The sequence below is a fragment of the Caulobacter sp. DWP3-1-3b2 genome (genome assembly GCF_049896325.1).
Lineage (GTDB): Bacteria > Pseudomonadota > Alphaproteobacteria > Caulobacterales > Caulobacteraceae > Caulobacter.
On sequence record NZ_JAFCUB010000013.1, the window covers coordinates 45,957 to 66,977 of the forward strand.

The 21,021-nt window shown below is 61.8% G+C and carries 17 protein-coding genes; 5 read left to right on the forward strand and 12 right to left on the reverse strand.

Translation table 11 applies throughout. The features are described 5' to 3' along the window. Nucleotides 1-126 precede the first annotated feature (126 nt). The 4 genes from ACP7AG_RS10885 to ACP7AG_RS10900 all read right to left on the reverse strand — a co-directional run bounded on the left by ACP7AG_RS10885 (nucleotide 127) and on the right by ACP7AG_RS10900 (nucleotide 9,670). Nucleotides 127-1,557, reverse strand: a complete 1,431-nt coding sequence (locus ACP7AG_RS10885; protein ID WP_426030821.1) for an MFS transporter — start codon at nucleotides 1,555-1,557, stop codon at nucleotides 127-129. Between the two features lie 109 nt (nucleotides 1,558-1,666). Then, the gene (locus ACP7AG_RS10890) at nucleotides 1,667-4,390 is read right to left on the reverse strand and encodes a TonB-dependent receptor (protein ID WP_426030822.1); all 2,724 of its coding nucleotides are present in this window, start codon (nucleotides 4,388-4,390) and stop codon (nucleotides 1,667-1,669) included. Nucleotides 4,391-4,553: 163 nt separating this feature from the next. Then, on the reverse strand, nucleotides 4,554-8,156 hold the full coding sequence (locus ACP7AG_RS10895; RefSeq protein ID WP_426030823.1) for a glycosyl hydrolase: 3,603 nt from the start codon (nucleotides 8,154-8,156) through the stop codon (nucleotides 4,554-4,556). Continuing rightward, complete coding sequence (locus tag ACP7AG_RS10900) at nucleotides 8,153-9,670, reverse strand: alpha-L-fucosidase (protein ID WP_426030824.1); 1,518 nt, start codon at nucleotides 9,668-9,670, stop codon at nucleotides 8,153-8,155. Before ACP7AG_RS10900 ends, ACP7AG_RS10895 begins: the two co-directional genes overlap by 4 nt. A 116-nt stretch (nucleotides 9,671-9,786) precedes the next feature. Between ACP7AG_RS10900 and ACP7AG_RS10905 the strand changes: the two genes are divergently transcribed. Next, nucleotides 9,787-10,593 (forward strand): IclR family transcriptional regulator, encoded by an 807-nt coding sequence (locus tag ACP7AG_RS10905; protein ID WP_426030825.1) that lies wholly within the window; start codon nucleotides 9,787-9,789, stop codon nucleotides 10,591-10,593. A 13-nt stretch (nucleotides 10,594-10,606) separates the two neighbouring features. Here ACP7AG_RS10905 and ACP7AG_RS10910 read toward each other — a convergent pair whose 3' ends face one another. From ACP7AG_RS10910 to ACP7AG_RS10945, 8 genes are read right to left on the reverse strand one after another with little or no spacing between them, the layout of a single operon-like run. Beyond that, nucleotides 10,607-11,338, reverse strand: a complete 732-nt coding sequence (locus tag ACP7AG_RS10910) for an SDR family oxidoreductase (RefSeq protein WP_426030826.1) — start codon at nucleotides 11,336-11,338, stop codon at nucleotides 10,607-10,609. A gap of 16 nt (nucleotides 11,339-11,354) precedes the next feature. Beyond that, nucleotides 11,355-12,557, reverse strand: a complete 1,203-nt coding sequence (locus ACP7AG_RS10915) for a UxaA family hydrolase (protein ID WP_426030827.1) — start codon at nucleotides 12,555-12,557, stop codon at nucleotides 11,355-11,357. Next, the gene (locus ACP7AG_RS10920; protein ID WP_426030828.1) at nucleotides 12,554-12,853 is read right to left on the reverse strand and encodes a UxaA family hydrolase; all 300 of its coding nucleotides are present in this window, start codon (nucleotides 12,851-12,853) and stop codon (nucleotides 12,554-12,556) included. The genes ACP7AG_RS10915 and ACP7AG_RS10920 overlap by 4 nt, the downstream gene beginning before the upstream one ends. Then, a complete protein-coding gene (locus tag ACP7AG_RS10925; RefSeq protein WP_426030829.1) occupies nucleotides 12,850-13,683 on the reverse strand; it encodes an amidohydrolase family protein in 834 nt (277 codons plus the stop codon). The genes ACP7AG_RS10920 and ACP7AG_RS10925 overlap by 4 nt, the downstream gene beginning before the upstream one ends. Continuing rightward, nucleotides 13,680-14,732 (reverse strand): aldo/keto reductase, encoded by a 1,053-nt coding sequence (locus ACP7AG_RS10930; protein WP_426030830.1) that lies wholly within the window; start codon nucleotides 14,730-14,732, stop codon nucleotides 13,680-13,682. Before ACP7AG_RS10930 ends, ACP7AG_RS10925 begins: the two co-directional genes overlap by 4 nt. Then, nucleotides 14,719-15,081: an L-rhamnose mutarotase gene (locus ACP7AG_RS10935; RefSeq protein ID WP_426030831.1), complete on the reverse strand. Its 363-nt coding sequence runs from the start codon at nucleotides 15,079-15,081 to the stop codon at nucleotides 14,719-14,721. Before ACP7AG_RS10935 ends, ACP7AG_RS10930 begins: the two co-directional genes overlap by 14 nt. Beyond that, nucleotides 15,078-16,253 carry an FMN-dependent L-lactate dehydrogenase LldD gene (gene lldD, locus ACP7AG_RS10940; RefSeq protein WP_426030832.1) on the reverse strand — a complete coding sequence of 392 codons (1,176 nt, stop codon included), beginning with the start codon at nucleotides 16,251-16,253 and terminating at the stop codon, nucleotides 15,078-15,080. The genes ACP7AG_RS10935 and lldD overlap by 4 nt, the downstream gene beginning before the upstream one ends. A gap of 2 nt (nucleotides 16,254-16,255) precedes the next feature. Continuing rightward, a complete protein-coding gene (locus ACP7AG_RS10945) occupies nucleotides 16,256-17,017 on the reverse strand; it encodes an SDR family NAD(P)-dependent oxidoreductase (protein WP_426030833.1) in 762 nt (253 codons plus the stop codon). A gap of 149 nt (nucleotides 17,018-17,166) precedes the next feature. Between ACP7AG_RS10945 and rhmD the strand changes: the two genes are divergently transcribed. From rhmD to ACP7AG_RS10965, 4 genes are all read left to right on the forward strand, one after another. After that, nucleotides 17,167-18,345: an L-rhamnonate dehydratase gene (gene rhmD / locus ACP7AG_RS10950; protein WP_426030834.1), complete on the forward strand. Its 1,179-nt coding sequence runs from the start codon at nucleotides 17,167-17,169 to the stop codon at nucleotides 18,343-18,345. Nucleotides 18,346-18,366: 21 nt separating this feature from the next. Next, a complete protein-coding gene (locus ACP7AG_RS10955; protein ID WP_426030835.1) occupies nucleotides 18,367-19,230 on the forward strand; it encodes a fumarylacetoacetate hydrolase family protein in 864 nt (287 codons plus the stop codon). Then, nucleotides 19,227-19,979 carry an SDR family NAD(P)-dependent oxidoreductase gene (locus ACP7AG_RS10960; protein WP_426030836.1) on the forward strand — a complete coding sequence of 251 codons (753 nt, stop codon included), beginning with the start codon at nucleotides 19,227-19,229 and terminating at the stop codon, nucleotides 19,977-19,979. Before ACP7AG_RS10955 ends, ACP7AG_RS10960 begins: the two co-directional genes overlap by 4 nt. A 71-nt stretch (nucleotides 19,980-20,050) precedes the next feature. Beyond that, entirely contained in the window at nucleotides 20,051-20,965 is a 915-nt protein-coding gene (locus ACP7AG_RS10965) for an amidohydrolase family protein (RefSeq protein WP_426030837.1), read from the forward strand. Nucleotides 20,966-21,021 lie beyond the last annotated feature (56 nt).

Sequence of the window (21,021 nt, forward strand, 5' to 3'; positions counted from 1 at the left end):
TCGTTCCTTCGTCACTACGACGAGACCAAAACCCTCCTCTAAACGGAACCCTCAATCTGTCTCAAAGGCGCTGACGGCGGACACCCGACTGTCCCAAAACCTCTGACGCCTTAAACTCACGACGACCTATGGCGTCTCTTGAACCAGTTGTGAGAACCGAACACGATCAAGGCGGTAACTTCTCACCCAGGCGATTGAAAGTCCGTAGAAGACCGCGCCGACAGCAAATACAAGGCCGGCGACTCGCCAGACCGACTGCGGAGAGGGCTCGGAACCGACGACAGTCTCAAAGCCCGTCATGCCAAGCAGCAGGCCAGACAGCAGCAGGCTCAAAGACGTCCCCACGCGCCAAGCCAAGCTTAGAACCGCTGAATAGCTACCATCCAGTGTTCTGCCCGCGCGGCGCCCGCCCAGGTCGGCCACATCCGCCATCATCGCGGTCACAACGGGCAGGACAACGCCGCTGGCCAGCCAGTAAAACCCTTGAAACAGGATGAAGACAGAGACCGCCAAAGCGCCGGAGCGCGGCAGCCACCCCGTCAGGAAGGCCAAAGCCAGGCCAAGTTCGCCGACAATCCCGATGATCGAACCGAAGACTACCGCGCCCTTCTTGTCAAAACGCTTGGCGGCCCAAGGCGAAATCAGGGCACCAAGCGCGGCGGCAACCATGGTTGAACCGTGGACGATCGTTTTGTCTCCGGCTGAGAACACCATGAAGTGGACGTAGAGATAGATCTGCAGCGACGAGACGATCACCATTCCGGTGACCAAAAGAAAGATCAGCCCGATCACACTACGAACATCGCGGTCGCTGATGATGGGTTTGAAGCCTTCCCAGAAGCCGACGTTTGACGCCTTGGGCGCATTGGGCTGTCCCAGTCGGGTGTCCTTGGCGGCCCAGCGACATCCCCAAAGCATCAGCGCCGTTAAACCCAGAAGAGCGATGGAGAAGGCTCCACCCATAGCCTCGAAATTGCTTGCCACACTGGTGCCCTTGAGGATCTTGCCGTCGGCTCCAGTGGTGTCGTTGAAAAACAGGATCCAGGCCATGGCAGGCCCGGCCATGTTGGCGGCCATGTTGCACACCCAGCGGATGCCCTGGAGTTTCGGCCTGTCGCCATAGGACGGCGCCACCTCGAAGCCCAGAGCCAGATAGGGCACAATAAACATCGTCAAGCTGGTGCGGAGTAGAAGATTGAGCACCACAAGATAAGCGAATGTCGCCGTTCCCCCGCCTCGCAGCGGCGCAGGAACCTTCCACAGGAAGTAGAAACACAGCGCAAGGGCGATAGCGCCGATAAAGATCCAAGGATAACGGCTTCCAAAACGGGAGCGTGTGCGATCAGAAAGATACCCCATGTAGGGCTCGGTAATAGCTTCCCAAAAAATCGAGATAGAGAGCGCCAAACCCGCGAGCACAGGACTCAGGCCGAGCGCTTCGGTGTAAAAAATCAGGGCAAAGCCATAGAGACCATTAAGGACCAGGGATGTGGCCCCTTCGCCCGCGCCGTAAAAGATCATGTCCAGGGTGTTGGGACGGACAGTTGCTTTTTTCATGCGCAGTCCAAGCCTGACCTTAAAAAGAGAGGATTACACAAGGTCCTCTCAAACCAAAAAAATGCCCGCCCGGACCTTGAAGGTTCCGGGCGGGCAGGAGGGGAGGTGTTTACAGCTTCAGACGTGCGCCCAAGGTGATGCGACGACCGTTGTCTTCATAGCCGCGATTGGTGCCGTACTTGTTGACGTTCACGATCGGCGAGTTGGAGATGTTAAGCACGTCGAACGTAAATTCGATATGATCGTTGAGCTTATAGCTCGATGAAAAGTCAAGCTGATCATACTTATTGGTATACTGTCCGTCTCCAAAATAGCTCAGGGTATCGACCACAAACTTGTCTCGATAGTTGTAAGATATCCGAGCGCCGAAAGGACCTTTTTCGTAGTAAGCCACGAGATTGTAGTTGTTTTTCGAGACACCCGGCAATGGGGTGGGGGCCTGACCAGCCGTTGCGCTCAAAGGATCGGCCGAGACATAGGTGTAGTTGGCGATCACGCCCAATCCGTCGAATGGAGAAGGCAGGAAGCTCAGCGGTTGCTGATAGCCGATTTCGAAACCCTTGATCTTGGAGTTCCCGCCATTGTCAGGCTGCAGAACATTGAAGGTCATCGGGACAGTCGCACCCTGTACTTGTTTGATTTGCAGGGTTTGGTTGGTGGAGGTGTTGACGATGAAGTTCTGCACGTCCTTGTAGAAAATAGCGCCGGACAGAAGAGCTCCAGACTTGAAGTACCATTCGGCGGACAAATCGTACTGGTCCGAGAGGTACGGATCGACGTCAGGATTGCCCTTGGTGATCGTCAAGACGTTTGCGCTGACGATCGTGTTGGGCGCCAGGATGGACAAGGTTGGCCGCGACAGGACGCGCGCCGCCGCAAAGCGTACATAGAAGTCCGGCTGGACTTCGTAGCGCAGGTTGAGGCTGGGCAGGACGTTGGTATAGGAACGCTTGTACTGGACCGCCGTGACACTAGGCACCGTGGTGGTGGCGCCCTGTTGGTTGAAGGTGATCAGGCTCAGGTCCGGTGAATAACCGCTGGACGTCTGTGACGTCTTAACGACCCGAAGGCCGGCGTTGCCCGACAGCCGATCGTCGCTATTGGCGAAATTGACCATCGCATAGCCGGAGAAGCCGTCTTCCTGGACCCCGTAGGTTTGCGCCAGGTTCTTGGTGAGCGGGAACTGGGCCGCCAGCTTGTCCAGCGAAACCTTGGCAAACACCAGTTTTGGGTCGGACGACAGGAACTGCGAAGGGATCGACACCTTGCCATCGTAGGCACCTAGGAAGTTCGAGAAGTTATAGGGCCGCATGTAGGCGCCTGCCGCGAAGGAGCCGCCTTCGATGGTGGGGCTGTAGGTTTCACCCAACAGCGGCGCCAATTGCTGAGCACTGACAAACAGGGTTTGAGACACGACCTCATGTGTCCGCTCGCTCGCCTGCAAGCCAACCTTGAGCGACTTGAAGAACGAGTCCTCGAAGTCGTAGGCGACGTCGAAGCGGGCGTCTTTGGTCTCGTCGGTCGTCGGTTGCTTGTAGGTGCCGTTGAGACCCAGGGCCCGCCAATTGGCCTTGTTCAGGGGGTCATAGCCGCGTGTGTAGGTAACCTGCGCCGGCCCCCCCGGATCGATCGCGATGTTTTGGCTGACGCTGGCCCGTGCAATCACTTCCAGCGAGACGTCAGTGGCGACGCGTCGCGCCTTACCCGCCGAGGCCTCGGCGCTGACCTTCCAAGGACCGTTGCTCCAGCTTCCGCCGACCGCATAGTCGTCCAGGCTGTCCTTGTAGTACGTCGGGCGACCATTATTGCGATGATCCACGCCGTTGGAGTCCAGAACGGTGACAATGCCGTTGCTGTCGATCGTCGAGGCCTGGACGCCGTTCGGATCAGAGATGTTGGTGAAACGGTGGGCGTTGCGCGCCGTACCGTTGTCGTTGGTGAAGCGCGAATTGATGGCCTCGGCCCAGACATCGAAATTGTCGGTGACCTGGAAGCCGACCGCGAAATTGCCGCTCAGGCGCTCACGTTGTCCAAAATCGGTGGCGAAGCTGGGTGCATGGTTGATCTTGAAGCTATCGAGCCGATCGCCGTCGCGGTTGTAGTCGAGGTTCTTAGCGGCCTCGGACGCCAGTTCCAGACCGAAGGCCTCATAGCGATAAGTTTGGATCGCGCGCTTGCTGTAATCGACACCAGCGATGACGCTCAGCCGGTCGTTGAACAAACGGTCAGCGAACAGCAGCGCGAAGTGCGGGTCGGACTTCTTGGCGTTGCCTTCGTAGAGGTTCTCGACATTGGCGACGAGGCGCATGTCCCGAACGTCCTTGGGGCGCAGCGTCTTGACGTTGACGGTTCCCGCCAAGCCGCCTTCGATGAGATCGGCCGTCGGCGTCTTATAGACGTCCAAACCGTTAATGAGGTCGGAGGACAGGATCGTGAAGTCGAAGCTGCGCGAGCCTGACGGCGAGGGCAGGGAACGACCATTGAGGCTGATCTGGTTGAAATCGGGGTTCAGTCCTCGAATGCTGACGTTCTGACCTTCGCCCTTGCTGCGGCTGATCTGCACCCCGGTGATCCGTTGCAGCGACTCCGCGAGGTTCTGTTCCGGAAATTTGCCGATGTCTTCTGCCGAAATCGAGTCGACGATCGCTGTTGCTGTACGCTTGGCCTCGATGGCCGAGGCCAGGCTGGCCCGGAAACCTGTGACGACGATTTCCTCAACCTGATCTGGCGTGCCCGACGCAACGGGATTTGGCGACGATTGCGCGAGTGCGGCCGATGCGGCCAGCACCGTGGTGACGCTTACCGACGTCGCGAGAAAAACCTTGAGTTTCATATGTTCCCTCCCCGGGATCGAACGACGGCCGGTCTTTCGCCGGAAGCGCGCCTCATCCCCTGCTTATGAAAATGTTCTCATGAGTGAAAAAGGTCAAGGGGCTTTTCGAGCAGGTCCAAAAATGTCGCGCGCCCAGCATAACTTATTGTATTATAATAATAATCTATTTCGACTTGGCGGCGAGCACGCGGGGGGCGTGCAAAAGACCGGATAGAGTCTGTCCCGGAAAAACGTAGGGAGTCGGCGCTGCGCAGGCATAGTGGTTAGCGAGCGTGTTGAAGACGGTGACCTCAAGGGTGTTCTCGCCCTCTACCGCAGCGTGCATCAGTGAGGTGCGCCACGGTGGCGCAAGGATATCGCTGACGGATACGCCGTTCAGCTTGACCGAAGCTGCCGCGCCGACCGGACCGGTCTCAAGGATCAGGGGCAGGGCGGCTGAACTCTCCGAGAGCTCAAAAACGCGGCGGTACACGACTGCGCCTGAGTAGGATGCGAGCCCTTGCATCGACCAGTCCCCTATGTCGATCGGGCCTTGTGGCGCGATCAGCCGTACAGGTTGGAGCAAACAGTCGCCCGAGCGAATTCCAGGCGACGCGTCTATTCGCAACAATATCTGGGACTGCTTCGCCGTCGGCTTAGAGGCGGTCAGCGTCGTGCGGCGCTGACCGTCCGCCATCGTATCGCCGTGCGCCTGAAGCGGTTCGCCGGCACGCCAGCCGTGGATCGTGCCTCTATGGAAGACGTCCAGAATTGTGGCCCCAGCGGGAACATCGAACCTGAACCATTGCGCAAGAGGATCCTCCGCCACGCGAGGATCTAGCACGAGGCTTCCGTCGGCGAACCAGCGCAGCTGGCGGTCTATTGTGGGTGGCGCGCCGGCGAGACCCACGTGGGCTCTGGTGCGCTGGCCCTCCGGTTGCGCCAGTCGCAACAAGAGCCGAACGCCGCCGCTATCGACCAGGACCGGCGCCTTGATCGGCGGCGCATCGTAGTGTGGCAGGCTCCATTCCGGCAGCCGGCCAGGCGGCAGCGCCAAGGCCTGGTCCATTGTCACCGTGCCGCCCAGCCACGCGCGATAGGCCGCTCGGCTCCCGCTCACCAGGGTCGCAGACCCAGGCGAAGCCAAGTGCAGTCTGGTGGTTAGATACCAGATGTCGCCCGGATTTTCGCTGTACAGGTCAATGTAGTCATCAGGGACATGGCCTTTCAGGCCATGAGGTCCGCTCGACCAATGCTTGAGAAAGGGATCGTCGAGGATGCCTTCACGCGACGAGAAAGCGTAATCCCGCCAAGTATGGACGCCCTCGCGCCCCTGAAAGTCGGGCGGTGCCATTCCGGGTGGAAGATCGGCGATGGATTCTTCCCACCTAGCGACGTCTTCCGTCGGAGAAATGGGGCCTAGAACCAGCAGACGGGGGGCGTGGGTCGGCGCCGTCGTTGTCCAAGAAGCCTTTGGACCTGGAACTTCCAGACTCTCGCACCAGTCCAGACGGCGGATTTCTACGCCAACCATTTCCGTGACCGAATCGAAATCACGAAAGCGATTGTTCATCGTCGGCGCCAACGCGAAAGTCCAATTGTCGGCCAGGCTTATAACTTCATGGAGGTCGTCAGCCTCGCTGCCTGACGCTTGAGCATCGAAGGTCGACGCGCCGGTCTCGATCATCACGACGGTCGCGCCGGACGCCGGAACCGTCACGTCCAGGCGGCTGTGGCTTTGACTGATCGCACGGCTGGCAAGGGCGCTGATGGCTCCTGTGAATGGGTCAAGCCGTGAGGCCTGGCCCACGGCCCTGAGGCTGAGGGTCGTCTGACGGGCGACCGGTTCGGGATTGCGCACGAACCAGACATCGCGTGTGCCGATCCGTCGGTGGAGAGTCTGAAGGGCTCCATCGGCCGCGCTGAAATCTCTCTCGTGGCGGGGGGCTACGACGTCGGCCAGATCCGGGTCGAAGCTGGCGCGATGAAGACCTGGGCCGCCCACACCGAAGATTTCGTCGACCATGGCGGCCAGCTCGGCGTCCTGGCTTCCGGCTCTGTCGCTGGCTCTCGGCAACGCGCCCAAAGCGACGACGCGTCCGCCCTGTCTTGAGAAGTCGCGCAAAACTTGCAGGGTTCGCCCGTTAATCGCCGACATTTCCGGCAGCACGATGGTCTTCCACGACCCCTGTCCGGCCGCGAGGCGTCCGTCCTTGAGGGTGGAACCGGCGAGGGAGGCGTCATCCACGATGTCGAAATCGACCCCCTGGGTGAACAGAGTCCTCGCCACATCGAAGGCGGACGCCTCTGCGGCGTCGACCGGGGGCTTGGCTTCGGCCCGTTGCGCTTCGGAGAGCGGCGCGGGTCCAGCTAGCGCCTCGTCGACAGCCGCATTCAAGCCCGCCGACAAGGCTGTCGAGGGATAGAGGATCGCGACGTCGCAGATATGGACGCCCTGCGACAACAGCCAGGAAAGCCGGGTGGCATAGGCGTTGAAGCTCTCCATCGTTGCCCAATAGGGTTGACGGAAATGGAAGTCGGGCGGCGCCCATTCCCACCAGCTCTCTGCGGTCGTGTAGTACAGGCCGTGCAGATTGATGAGATTGGCGCCCAGCACCAAAACGCCGTTGACGCCATCCAGGATCTGCGCCGGTGTCGCGCCCCAGCCGCTGGAGTGAAAACACTCGGCCCATACCCGGGATCGATCATAGAGATGGGCGATGGAGCTGGCCACTTTCAGACCCTTGAAAGCGCGTGGCCCTCGCAAATCAGGATCGTCCGAGCCGGGCGCGGAGTACCAGCGCATCGTACGGAAATAATCGCCGTAATAGTCTCGCCCGACGGCCATGGCGCCGCGACCGGCATTGTCATGGCCAAAGAGGCAGCCGTGCGCCTCGTGCCACTCATGGACAGGACGGAAATAGCTGTCTTCGAGTCGCGTCACAGCCACGTCGGCGAAATCCAGCCGAAACTTGGCGGTTTGAGGACCCCTTTCGCACCACAACTCGGCCAAGCGCCCAGTCAAGCTGTAGCCCTTGGCGCTCAGAAAGGCCTCTGGCAGGTTGGTTGACCACAGCGGCCAACGGCCGGTGAAGTCGAGCTCATCCTGAAAGAAGATGGCCAGGGTCGATCCGAGATGATCGCCAACGCGTTCGGCGATCATCTCCTGAAATCGCGCCAATACCCGGGCCCCAGCTTCGGGATGCAGGGGGTTGAAGGCGATGGGCGACGCGAAGACCGCCGCGACGCTCCAGTCCCCCTCGTCCGGCGTCCAGCGCAGGCCATCCGCATGAGCATGCTGGAGCAGATCCAGGGTCTCTCCCGCCCGCCAGGCGGTCGCTTCCAGAAGATCGGCGTCCGGCGGCCAGGCCAGGGCGCAGGGAGACTGGGGCGAGGCCGCCATCTCGACGTGACGCAATTCCGCGCCGCGCAGCGCCGGATCGTCTTCGCCCAACTGGATCAGCAGGGGCTTGAGAAGGCAATAGTCCTGAATTCCGATCGTCATGCCGTTTGCACGGGCATGATCCAGAACGGTTAGAAAGATCTCCCACCAAGGGTCGGAAAAGATCGCAGGATCGCCGACATTGGTCGTGCCGTCGGGGTGATGGTTGTAGCTGACGATCGCTATGAACACGCCCTTCGCGCGGAGTTGGTCCAGTTGCCAACACAGCTGTTCGACATCCAGGCGCCCGCCCACCCACCACCAGAAAGGCGCCGGACTGAATTCCGGCCGCAACGCGGCGAAATCGGTGATGAAGCCGTCGGTGTGGGGCGATGGCGCACTCACCGGAGCCCCGCGATTCTCGCCGCCTCACGCAAGGTCTCCAGAGACCTGGGGGCGATCTGTCCATCCTGATAGATCAGCATATCGACGATCGGGGCGCCGCCGTGGGCCTTGATCATGCTCAGGGTCGAGGCCAGTGCTTGCGGCGTCCATTTCGGAGCCGCCGCTTCGGTGTCTCGCTTGTTATGGATCCAGTCGGTTTCGACGACGAAGGTGCTCGCCGATTGCAGGCCCTTGAACGCGCCGGCCTGAACGCGACCGTCACCACCCTTGGTCAGGGTGCCGTTCATGCTTCCATCGGTGTTGAGGAAAGCGTTGAGTCCGCCGGGCGCTACCTCTTCGCCGCATTCATAATCCTGAAATTCCGTCGCCAGGGTGCCGTTCCATGAGTTGAAACAGACGGCGCGCTGAGGGTTTCCCGCATGGGCCGCACGATAGAGCGCGCTCCAGTCGGGACTGCGATAATAGTAGTTGTAGAGGCCATCGTCGAACCACCACCCCGCCAAGCCGGTCCCGTACCGTTCACCCATTTCCGAAATGATCGCCTGCCAGTTGGCGAAGAAACGCGTCTGATCCTTGTCCCACTGGTGCGTGGCGGCCGTCCAGGCGGGATCTTCGATCGGACCCAGGTGGTAGTAGAGAAACAGCTTGATATTCCGCTTGCCCAGGGCGGCGATCAAGTCGGCGACCATATCGCGGCTGGCCGTCCGTCCCGGCAAGATGGCGTCGAGCGCCTTGTTGGGCGCGGGGATATACTGGTCGGAATGCGATGTCGTCATCACGACGAAGCCGGCGCCGGTCGAAGCCACCTGATCGGCGAACTGCTCGACGTCGAAATCCTTGACCGCCTGCTCGTAGGATTTTTGCGGGCCCATTCTCGGCATGGTTCGCTTGGTCCAGTGGAACATGACACCGAAGGGCTCCTTGCCCATCCAGCGCACGTCGGCGCGCAGGGCCAGGGCTTCCTTGTGCAAGGCCGCGACCACATCGGGCCGTGTCAACTCCAGGGAGATCACCTCGGCGTTGAAGGGAGCTTGTTCGGGGCTCGGCTGCAGACGCAAGGTGAGCACATGTCGGCCGGTCGTCAGTCTCAAAGGTGTGGTGAAGGCGCTCCGGCTCTGGAAGCCGCGAGGATCACGAACGAAAGGCGCGTTGATCTCACCGACGCCTGTTGAAACGGTCATCCTGATCGGGGCATCATTGTCCACCCGAAGCAAGGCCGTAACGGTGTAGTCGGCGGTCTCAGTAACTTCGATGGTCCAGTGCAGCGACTGGTCCGCCGATTTCCAGTCGATCACCTCCATCTTCAAGTGGGAAAGCGGACCTTTTAGTTGGAATTCGCCTGTTCGACCAGCATCAGCGGCCGACAGAACATTGACCTTCGCTGGGTCTAGGCGGGGACTTGGGCGGAAAGGGAAGTCCGATGCCTGAACGCTCAATGGAGCGCAGAGGACGAATCCGGCGATTAGGAGGGCTTGCAACGCTTGGCTCATACAGCGCTTGTCGAAGTCGCGCATCACAATCACCCTCCCATAAAACCTATTTTATATGTGCATATAGACGATAACTAGCTTGACGCGTCAAGGCGCGATAGGACCTCAATAGAACTCGCGAGTGGTAAGAGGGCGGCGGCGTGGCGAAACAGCGACAGGACGAGGACGGCGATACTGCTGACGCCAAGGGCCGACTCTACAAGGCTCCGGCCCTGGAAAAGGGCCTTGATATTCTGCAATTATTGGCTTCCGAAGCGAAACCAATGACGTTCAGCGCAATCGTCCTGAGGTTGGGTCGCTCGACGGGCGAGCTGTTCCGGATGATCCAGGTGCTGGAGCAGCGAGGCTTCATTGCTCAGGGTCCGGATGGCGAAGGCTACGCTTTGACGTCCAAACTATTCGCGATGAGCGTCGACAGGCCGCCAATCCGGAATCTCGTCGAAATCGCGCTGCCGGTCATGCGTCGTCTCTCGAACGACAGCGGTCAGTCCTGTCATCTGGCGCTGCATTCGCATGGCGAAATCGTCATCGTCGCCCGCATGGAGTCCAACGAGCTTTTGGGTTTCACGGTGAGGCTCGGCTATAAGCAGCCTCTGCCCAAAACCTTGTCGGGCGCGGTTCTGTATGCGTTTCAACCGGATGAGATCCGCGAACTCTGGGAGAGCTACTTCAATCCGCCGCTCGAGGGCGAGATGTTGCAGCAGTTCCGCGAGCATTGCGCGAAGATCAGAAGTCAGGGCGAGGCGCGAGCCCCCAGCAGCTTTTCCGATGGCATTACAGATGTCTCTGCGCCGATCATGCGCGGCAACCTTGCCGCTGCCGCATTGACCGTGCCTTTTGTTAAGTCGCCCCTCCTGACGATGCCGCTCAAGGACGTCATCAAGCGCGTTCGCGCCGCCGCCGACGAAATCTCCAGCGCTCTCTTTCAGGGTGACGGCAGGGCGTAATGTACAGCGGTCCCTAGTTGGACCAGCCACCATCGATCACGTGGGCCTGTCCCGTAGTGAAACTCGACTCATCAGAGGCCAGATAGAGGGCCAGATTGGCAATCTCGCCGGTCTGGCCTACGCGCCCCATGGGCTGGCGGGCCTTGAATGCATCCCACGCCGCCTGGTGATCGCCTGTGGCGGCAAGGCGCTCGTGCAGGGAGGGCGTTTCAACCGTACCAGGGCAAATGGCGTTGAAGCGTACGCCGCGGCTGGCATAGTCCGCCGCTGCCGCCTTGGTCAGGCCGATCACGGCGGCTTTCGAAGCGCCATAGGCAAGCCTGTTGGGCACGCCCTTCACGGAACTGGCGACAGACGACATGTTGATGATAGAGCCGCGACCCCGTTCAAGCATTCCGGGCACGACGGCGCGCATCATGTGGAACATGGCCGTGACATTCAGGTCGAACGAAAACGCCCAGTCCCGCTCAGTGCAGTTGAGAAGATCGCCGTTGGCGACGTAACCGGCGCAATTGAACAGGATATCCACCGCGCCGGCATCGGCCAGGGCCCCGGCGACGTCGGAGGGCTCCAGAACATTCAAGCCCCGGGTCCGACACCCGGTCAGACCGGCGAGGGCGGCCACATTGACATCGGTCGCCCAGACCTCCGCGCCCTCGGCGGCGAAGAGTTCGGCCGTGGTCCGTCCAATACCCTGCGCCGCCGCCGTGATCAGGGCGGTCTTGCCGCTCAAACGTCCGGTCATCAATTTTCCTCGTGCTTCAGCGCGCGCCAGGCAGGCAGCTTGGGCCTGCGGCGTCTCGCGTCTTGTAGGTCAGGATGAATTCGCGGTGGCCCAGAGCCTCCGACTTGGTTTCTGCGCCGCCGGCGACCGCCTCGAGCATGGAAACGATCTCGGCTCCGACGTCTTCGAGGCTGGCTCGCCCCTCAAGAATACGGCCCGCGTCGATATCCATGTCCTCTGACAGACGACGGTAGGTCTCTGGATTGGCGCAAACCTTGATCACCGGTGCGATGGCCGAGCCGACAACCGAGCCTCGGCCAGTGGTGAACAGCGTCACGTGGGCGCCGCACGCCATCAATTCGACGATCTCGGCATTGTCGGCAATGTTGGGAAAACCAAACTTTGGCGACCCATCCGGTACGACGTCCAATAGGTACAGCCCGCCGCTGGAGGGTTGCTCGGAAGGACGGATCACGCCGTTGATGGGTCTTGCCCCCGACTTCACATAGGCCCCGGCGGACTTCTCTTCCTGCGAACTCAGGCCGCCTTCGGCGTTGCCAGGCGCGAAGCTCCCGTAGCCCATCGCCCGATAGTAATCTTCGGCCTTGAGAACGGCGGCGTTGATTGCATCGGCCACCTGGGGCGTGGAGGCGCGCAGGGCCATCTCCCCTTCACAGCCGATCATTTCACCGGTTTCCTCGAAAATGCAGGTCGCACCTTCGTCATTAAGGCGGTCGAACGCCCGGCCAACGGCCGGATTTGCGGTAATGCCGCTGGTCCCGTCCGAGCCGCCGCAAATGGTGCCGACAACGAGATCCTTGAACCCAAAGGGCACGCGTCGCGCCGCCGCTTCGACCTCCGCGCGGACGCGCTGTACAGCGGCTAGGCCCAGGTCAGTCGCTGATCGCGTCCCGCCTGATGCCTGAATGACCACGGTCTCAACTGGCCTTCCCGTCGCGGCCACGTGCGCCGCGAGACCTTCGCGATTAAACCCTTCGCAGCCCAGCGAAAGCAGAACGACACCGCCCACATTGGGATGGGTCACCAGCGCCTTCATCATCGCCAGGGCGTAGTCGTTGGGATAGCAGCCGGGAAAGCCAATAAGATGGACGGCCGGATCGTCGGCCCGTTCGACGATGCGGCGCGCCACGTGATGGGCGCACTCGACCAGATAGGCGACGACAACGACATTTCGAATGCCCTTGCGTCCATCCGAACGGAGGTAGCCTTGAGCGATCATTCGCGGTCTCCGCTGGCGGTTCGGGTATGGGCCGACAGGTAGTCACTCTTCATATTGTGCATGTGCACCCAGTCGCCCGGCGCCACGGCGATGGTCATCGAACCGATGGGCATGCCGTACTTGACGACCTTGTCGCCGGGTTCGAGCGCCACGAACGCCAGCTTGTGGCCCAGCTCGACGTCTTGGGAAACGGCAAGCTCAAACTGGCCAATGCGAAGTATCTCGCCGGCTTTCACTGAGCGGCAACAGACCACGACATTGTCAGACTCGTGCAGGTGAATGGCGGCCGCGCTCATCGGGGCGCTCCCAATCGATAGTGATGCTTCGCGTTGCCGCCCATGACGGCGGCGTGCGCTGGCGAAGGCAGCAAAGACAGAACCATGTCCATCCAGTCGCCGTAGGCGCCGGCCAGGGTCAGGACCGGCCAGTCACTGCCCCAGATCAGCCGGTCCGATCCGAAGGCTGCAAGCAGCGCCTCGAAATAGGGCCGTACAATCGCCTCGTCCGCGCCTGGCGGCGCCTCAGTCAACAGGCCCGACAGCTTGCAGGCGACGTTGCCGTGCGCCGCCAACAGAGCCATTTCGCGCAGCCAGGCTTTGTCCGGGCCGTCGGCCGACACCTGGGGCTTGCCGCCATGATCGAGGATAATGGTGAGTTCGGGATAGCGACGCGCCAGCTCGGCAAGCACGCTCAGTTGATCGCTGCGCAACAGGGCGTCGAACGCCATCTGATGTTCGGTGAGGGCCGCAAGCCCATGGTCGAGCTCGGGTCGCAGAATCCATGCCCGGTCGTCGAGACCCTGCAGCATGGGGCGGATGCCGACGACAAGCGGATCGCGCGCCATCAAGGCGATGCGATCGGCGATGCCGCCTGACTCCAGATCCACCCAGCCGATGACACCCAGGATCCAGGGTGTCTTGCGAGCAAGATCCAACAGATAGTCCGTCTCGGCCTCGCTCGGCGCAGCCTGGACGACCAGGGTCCCGTCTACGTCATGGGCGCGCAGGATAGGTTCCAGATCAGCGGGCGCGTAGGTCCGGTAGAGGCCGCCCTGATCGGGCTTTAGCCACCCGTAGTCACCGCGCGACGGGTCCCAAAGATGATGATGCGCATCGATCCGGCTCAAGACGTCAGCGCCTGATCGAGTGCCGGTGTCGGCGCGTCATCGCGCAACAGGCCTTCCGCCTTCAGGTCGCGCCAGAACGCGGACGGAATGATCTCACCGTAGAGGGCCAAGGAGCTGGCGACATGCTCGGGGCGCCCCATGCCCGGGATCACGCAAGCGACCTGTCGATGCGCCAGGGGGAATTGAAGGGCGGCGGCGGCCAGGCTGACGCCATGGCTGTCGCAGATCCGTTCGATACGCGCGACGCGATCAACGATCTGGGAGGGCGCCGGTGCGTAGTTATAGTTCAGCGGGACGCCGCCCCGGGTTCCAGCGGCCAGGATGCCGCTGTTGTAAGGGCCGCCGACGATCACGGACGTCTGTGCCTGTACGCAGGCCGGCAACAGATGGTCCAGCGCGTCATGTTCCAGCAAGGTGTATCGCCCGGCCAGCAGAAGAGCGTCCAGCCGCACCTCGGCCATCAGTTCCAGGCAGACCGCAATCTCGTTGACGCCCAGGCCGAAAGCGTCGATCGCGCCCTCGGCGCGCAGGGCTTCGAGGGCCCGCAGGCCGCCTCCCTTGACCAGTTGATCGACCATGGCGTCGTGCTGGTCGCCATGGGTCATGGCGCCGATGTCATGGACGTAGAGAACCTGGATACGGGCTAGCCCCAGGCGTTGGAGACTGGCCTCCCAAGACCGCATGACCCCGTCATGGCTGTAGTCGAAGACCGGTCTGAACGGCATAAGCGATCGAAAGCCGCTGCGCAGGGCGTCGTCGCGCACGCTGTCGTCAGGCTCCAGCACCCGGCCGACCTTGGTCGAGAGCACGACGTCCGAGCGGCCGCGCAGAACCTCGCCCACCCGCCGCTCGCTGAGGCCAAATCCGTAGTAAGGTGCCGTGTCGACATGGCGGATGCCAACTTCGAGGGCCGCATTCAGCGTTTGCCGGGCCATATCGTCGCTGACGGGGTGATAGAGATTGCCGAGCGCCGCGGCTCCGAACCCCAGTTCGCTGACGGTCAGCGCCGTACGCCCAAGGCGACGCGAGGGCAGTTTATCTTGCGCCATCGCGCGCCCCTGTTTGCTCGGTCGTCGAGAACAGACGTTTCATCTCCAGCCATTTTTCGCCGGCCTGGGCGGTTGGAAGCGCCTTCTGGAACTGCCACATCAGCGCTTCCCAGCAGTCGATGACCTCTTGCACAGCTTCGGCGCGTGGACGCGGATAGTCGTCACTCACCTGCGCGATCATGAAACCGCGATCCTCAACCCGCCAGATTTCCATCTCCTCGACACCGCGCGCCGAGAGATCCTCCATGACCTCGGGCCACACCATGCCCGGTGCATGAAGTCGCTCATATTCGGCGATCAGGGCGGCGTCGGCGACGAAATCGAGCGCGAAGCACAGTCTGCGGCTCATGCGTCCCGCCTCGAGAAATCCAGTGAGGAGGCCTGCACCAGGATTGATCGGTCGATGTCGGCGATCCGCGTTACGCCGGTCAGCGCCATGGCGACCCGCATCTCGGCTGCGATCAGCGCCAGCAGGTGCGACACGCCCCTTTCGCCATCGCCCGCCAGGGCGTAGGCCCAGGCTCTCCCAAGCAACACGCCCTCGGCACCCAAGGCGAGCATTCGGATCACGTCCAGGCCAGACCGCACACCGCCGTCCGCCAGTACCGTGAGCTGGTCACCGACAGCCTCGGCGATCGCGGGCAGGGCGTTAGCGGTCGACGGCACACCGTCGAGTTGGCGTCCACCATGGTTTGAGACCACAATGCCGTCTGCGCCGAGCGCCGCCGCTTCGCGAGCGTCGTCGGGATCCAGGATGCCCTTGATGATCAAGGGGCCTGACCATTCGCTGCGGATAAAGTCCAGATCGCGCCAGGTGACCGTGGGGTCGAAATTGTCGCGCATCCAGGCGAAGAAGTCTTCTAGACCCGTACCTTGAGCCAGAACCGGCGCCACATTACCCAACTGGTGGGGCTGTCCGTGCAGGCCGACATCCCATGCCCAGCCCGGCCGAACGACCGCCTGCCAGGCGCGCCGCAAGGCGCCCGCCACACCGGGCGAGCCGGCCAATCCCGAGCGATAGTCGCGATAGCGCGAGCCGGGTACGGGCATATCGACGGTAAAGACCAGGGCATTGCAGCCGGCCTCACGCGCTTGACCCAAAAGCTCGCGCATGAATCCGCGATCACGGACCATGTAGAGTTGGAACCAGAACGGATGTTCCAGAGCTTGCGCCACCTCGGCGATGGGGCAGGCCGAAACCGTCGAGAGGCAGAACGGCAGACCCGCCGCCTCCGCAGCTCGGGCGGCTTGCACTTCGCCGCGTCGCGCGTTCATGCCAGCCAAGCCGATCGGCCCCAGTCCGACGGGCATCGCCATCTTCTGTCCGAACAAGGTGCTGGACAGATCGATCTCGGAGACGTCGCGCAGCACGCGCTGCCGCAAGGCTATGGTCTGCAGGTCGGCGATATTCCGCCCCAGCGTGATCTCGGCATAGGAGCCGCCGTCCAGGTATTCGAACAGGAAACGCGGCAGTTTGCGCCGCGCCAGTTCCCGATAATCTGATGCCGCAGCTGCTTTCATGGCTACTGGAGATTCACGAACAGGCCGCCGTCGACGAGCAACGCGGCGCCGGTCACGTATGCGGCGAGGTCCGATGACAAAAAGAGGATCGGTCCCACCATATCCTCTGGCGCGCCCAGCCTAGCCAGGGGAATGCGGTGAGTCATGTAAGAGCGCTTCTGAGGGTCGGATAGATCTTCCCGATTGATGTCGGTCTCGACGCAGCCGGGCATGATCGAATTGCAGCGGATGCCGTGGCGTCCCAGAGCGATCGCCGCCGACTGCATCAGGGAATGCACGCCTGCCTTGGTCGGCGTGTAGTGGCTTTGAAATTCGCCGCCCACCAGCGCCGAAATCGACGATATAGCCACGATCGCACCGCCATGGCCTTGCGCCACCATCTGATTGGCGGCGGCCTGGGTCATGTAGAAGGCGCCGTGCAGATTGACGCGCATCGTCCGCTCGAAAAGCTCGGCTGGCATGTCCAGAAAGCTGTGGAACGGACAGATGCCGGCGTTGCTGACCAGCACGTCCAGCTTTCCCAGCGCTTGGGTGGCGCGGGCGATGAAGTCCTTCGCGACAGCTTCGTCCGCGACGTCGCCGGCGATGGCTATGGCGCGGCGGCCCAGGGCCTCGATCTCGGCGACCGCTGAGAGCGCGCCGCTCGGATCGCCGAGATAGTTGATCGCCACATCCGCGCCTTGGCGCGCCGCTCCAATCGCCGTCGCGCGGCCAATGCCGGCGGATGCGCCCGTCACGAGCACAGTCTTACCGTCTAGAAGCATCGTCCTCCCCAAGCCAAGTTTCTGACCGCGAGACGCTGCGCACCATTTTCGGGCGTCAGAGCCTCGGTTGACCTTTGTCCTGACATTGGATAGGACGTTTTCTCATGCAAAACAACTTGTATATGTGAAATATAGAAAGGTATTTGGGGATGGCGTTTCCGCTCATCAAGCACGTTCGCGCCTTCGTGGTTCGGGGAGGCGGCGCCGACTATCACGATCAGGGTGAGGGTCACTGGATTGACGACCACATCGCCACCCCGATGTCGCGCTATCCCGAGTATCGCCAGAGCCGCCAGAGCTTCGGTATCAATGTACTGGGCACCCTGGTCGTAGAGATCGAGGCCATGGACGGCACGATCGGCTTTGCGGTGACAACCGGTGGCGAGCCGGCCGCCTATATCGTCGAAAAGCATCTGGCCCGCTTCCTGGAGGGGCGCGACCCCACCGAGATCGAGAAGATCTGGGACCAGATGTACTTTTCGACCCAGTACTATGGCCGCAAGGGCCTGGTGGTAAACGCCCTGTCGGGTGTCGATCTGGCGCTGTGGGATCTGCTGGGCAAGCTGCGCCAGGAGCCCGTGTTTCATCTGCTGGGCGGGGCGGTTCGCGACGAGCTGACCTTTTACGCCACCGGCGCCCGGCCGGACCTGGCCCAGAAGATGGGCTTCATCGGCGGCAAGATGCCCCTGCACCACGGCCCGGCTGAGGGCGAAGAGGGGATGCGCAAGAATATCGAGGCGCTGGCCACCATGCGCGAGCGCACAGGCGAGGACTTCTGGCTGATGCTCGACTGCTGGATGGCGCTCGATCTCAACTACGCCACGAGGCTGGCCCACAAGGCTCATGAGTATGGCCTCAAGTGGATCGAGGAGGCCCTGAGCCCGGATGACTACTGGGGCTATCGCGACCTGAAGAAGAACGCCCCCAAGGGCATGCTGGTCACCACCGGCGAGCACGAAGCGACCCGCTGGGGCTTTCGGATGCTGCTCGAGATGGAGTGCTGCGACATCATCCAGCCCGATGTCGGCTGGTGCGGCGGCATGACCGAGTTGATCAAGATCTCCAGCCTGGCCGATAGTCGGGGGGTGATGTGCATTCCGCACGGCTCGTCGGTCTACAGCTATCATTTCGTGGCGACCCGCCATAACAGCCCGTTCGCTGAGTTCCTGATGATGGCCCCTAAGGCCGACGAGGTGGTGCCGATGTTCCATCCTCAGTTGATCGGCGAACCTGTGCCCGTGAACGGCAAGCTCAAGCTCTCCGACGCGCCCGGCTTTGGCGTTGAACTCAATCGCGCGGTCGGTCTGCACCGGCCTTACATCCGCTGATCTTCTTGAAAGCTTAGATCCATGAAGCTTCTCCGCTACGGCCCAAAGGGTGCCGAAAAGCCTGGCCTGCTCGATGCTGACGGCCAGATCCGCGACCTATCCGCGATCATTCCGGATATCACCGGCTCGACCCTGGACCCTGAGAGCCTGGCTCAACTGGCCGTCCTCGATCCCAAGAGCCTGCCCCTGGTCGAGGGCTCGCCCCGCTATGGCGTCCCCGTGGGCAGCGTCGGCAAGTTCCTGGCCATCGGCCTCAACTTCGCTGACCACGCTAAGGAAGCGGGCCTGGAGCCGCCGCCAGAGCCGATCTTCTTCACCAAGGCCATATCGTGCCTGAACGGCCCCAATGACGAGGTTATGCTGCCCAAGGAAGCCGTGAAGGGCGATTGGGAGGTCGAGCTGGGCGTAGTGATCGGCAAGCGCGCCCGCTATGTCGAGCAAACCGAAGCGCTGGACTACGTGGCCGGCTATCTTCTCGTGAATGACGTCTCCGAGCGCGCCTTCCAGAAGGAGCTAGGCTCGCAGTGGGACAAGGGCAAGGGCTGCGACACCTTTGGCCCTGTGGGGCCCTGGCTCGTCACCGCTGACGAGGTGGGCGACTGCCAGGACCTAGCCATGTGGTTGGATCTCAACGGCAAGCGCATGCAGACTGGCAACACCCAGACGATGATTTTCGGCGTCGCCGAACTGATCGCCTATATGAGCCGCTTTGTGACGCTGGAGCCGGGTGACATCCTGACTACCGGCACGCCGCCCGGCGTGGGCGAAGGCCAGAAGCCCGACAAAATCTTCCTCAAGCCCGGCGACGTGATGACTCTGGGCATCCAGAAGCTCGGCCAGCAACGCCAGACCGTCGTGGCCTGGTCTAAGGACGGCGTGGCATGAGCGCCGTCTACGCTAAACGCTTCGCCGGCCGCGCCGCGATCATCACCGGCGGCGCCTCGGGACTGGGCAAGGCGACGGCCGCGCGCATCGTCGCTGAGGGCGGCACAGTCGCCTTGTGGGACCTTAATGCCGATGCACTCGCAGCTGCCGCCGCCGAGACCGGCGCCAGTTTCACCTTCGTGTTGGACGTGTCCCATCCGCTCGCGGTGGCACAGGTTGCTCGAGCCAGCCTTAACGCATTGGGTCGGGTTGACATCCTGGTGGCCTCGGCGGGCATCACCGGCGCTACCGGACCGGTGCATGAATACCCGATCGACAGCTGGAAGCAGGTGATCGACATCAATCTCAACGGCGCCTTCTACTGCTGCCGCGAGGTGGTGCCTGCCATGTTGGAAAACGGCTATGGCCGCATCGTCAATGTTTCCTCGGTGGCCGGCAAGGAAGGCAACCCCAACGCCAGCGCCTACTCCGCCAGCAAGGCCGGGGTAATTGGCCTCACCAAGTCGCTGGGCAAGGAACTGGCCGGTAAGGGAATAATCGCTAACGCCCTCACTCCGGCAACCTTCGAAAGTCCCATCCTGGCTCAGCTGCCCCAAAGCCAGGTCGACTACATGCGCTCCAAGATCCCCATGGGCCGACTCGGCGAAATCCACGAGAGCGCCGCCATGGTCTGCTTTATGGCCTCCGAGGAGTGCTCTTTCACAACCGCTTCGACCTTCGACACCTCCGGCGGTCGAACCACCTTCTAAGCGCAGCAGCCATCCATTCGTCGACGGTCCTCGAACACACGAGGGCACCGCGACGCTACCCCACCGGAGGCATGATGACGGCCATCCCTTTTATCGACGCTCATATCCACCTGTGGGACCTGGATCGCTTCCGCTACCCTTGGCTGACGCCGCCGTTCTCACATGACGGCCCCAACGGCAGCGTCGAGCCGATCGCCAGCACCTATCTGCCGTCACACTATCGCGCCGACGCGGCCGCCTGGAACGTGGTGGGAGCAGTCCACATCGACGCCGGCGCGGCGGCCGACGAAGCCCTGGCGGAGACCCAATGGCTTGAGGGCCTAGCCGACAGCGAGGGCCTGCCCAGCGCCATCGTCGCTTTCGCCGCCTTGGACGACCCTGACGTCGAGGCCTTGTTGGCCGCCCAGGCCGCCCATCCCCGCGTACGCGGCATCCGACACATCATTAACTGGCACCACAACCCGCGGCGCACCTATACCCCACGCGACGTGACCGGCGACGCGGCTTGGCAGGCAGGCTTTGGTTTGCTGGCAAAGTACGGTCTTAGCTTTGACCTGCAATGCTATCCTGGCCAGATGATGGGCCTTTCGCGACTCATCGCCCAGCACCCAGATATTCAGGTGATCCTCAACCACGCTGGAATGCCAGTGGACACCGACGCAACGGGCTTGGCGATCTGGCGCGCAGGCCTTCGCGCCTTGGCCGCCTTGCCCAACGTAGCAATTAAGCTATCGGGCGTTGGCTTCATCCATCGCTCATGGACAGTTGGACAGGTCCGCCCCTACATCCTCGACGCAATCAATATCTTTGGTGCCGACCGCTGCATGTTCGCCAGCGACACGCCGACTGATAAGCTTTTCGGTAGCTTCGACCGGCACATGGATGCTTACCACTCCATCGTCGTCGACTTTCCCGAAGAACAGCGCCGCGCTCTCTTCGGGCGTAATGCGAATCGCATATATCGAATGGGGATGAATCTCGACTAAGAAAAAGTACTAAACGAGCATATCCTATTTCAGTTTATTTCCGATAATGCTTATTA

Bases quoted from the DNA above. Each gene is read 5' to 3' on its own strand.
- ACP7AG_RS10935 (WP_426030831.1), bottom strand. From the start codon at position 15,081: ATGAGCCGCAGACTGTGCTTCGCGCTCGATTTCGTCGCCGACGCCGCC.
- ACP7AG_RS10910 (WP_426030826.1), bottom strand. From the start codon at position 11,338: ATGACCGGACGTTTGAGCGGCAAGACCGCCCTGATCACGGCGGCGGCG.
- ACP7AG_RS10965 (WP_426030837.1), top strand. From the start codon at position 20,051: ATGATGACGGCCATCCCTTTTATCGACGCTCATATCCACCTGTGGGAC.
- ACP7AG_RS10930 (WP_426030830.1), bottom strand. From the start codon at position 14,732: ATGGCGCAAGATAAACTGCCCTCGCGTCGCCTTGGGCGTACGGCGCTG.
- ACP7AG_RS10955 (WP_426030835.1), top strand. From the start codon at position 18,367: ATGAAGCTTCTCCGCTACGGCCCAAAGGGTGCCGAAAAGCCTGGCCTG.
- ACP7AG_RS10915 (WP_426030827.1), bottom strand. From the start codon at position 12,557: ATGATCGCTCAAGGCTACCTCCGTTCGGATGGACGCAAGGGCATTCGA.
- ACP7AG_RS10890 (WP_426030822.1), bottom strand. From the start codon at position 4,390: ATGAAACTCAAGGTTTTTCTCGCGACGTCGGTAAGCGTCACCACGGTG.
- ACP7AG_RS10885 (WP_426030821.1), bottom strand. From the start codon at position 1,557: ATGAAAAAAGCAACTGTCCGTCCCAACACCCTGGACATGATCTTTTAC.
- lldD (WP_426030832.1), bottom strand. From the start codon at position 16,253: ATGAAAGCAGCTGCGGCATCAGATTATCGGGAACTGGCGCGGCGCAAA.
- ACP7AG_RS10900 (WP_426030824.1), bottom strand. From the start codon at position 9,670: ATGCGCGACTTCGACAAGCGCTGTATGAGCCAAGCGTTGCAAGCCCTC.
- ACP7AG_RS10920 (WP_426030828.1), bottom strand. From the start codon at position 12,853: ATGAGCGCGGCCGCCATTCACCTGCACGAGTCTGACAATGTCGTGGTC.
- ACP7AG_RS10960 (WP_426030836.1), top strand. From the start codon at position 19,227: ATGAGCGCCGTCTACGCTAAACGCTTCGCCGGCCGCGCCGCGATCATC.
- rhmD (WP_426030834.1), top strand. From the start codon at position 17,167: ATGGCGTTTCCGCTCATCAAGCACGTTCGCGCCTTCGTGGTTCGGGGA.
- ACP7AG_RS10945 (WP_426030833.1), bottom strand. From the start codon at position 17,017: ATGCTTCTAGACGGTAAGACTGTGCTCGTGACGGGCGCATCCGCCGGC.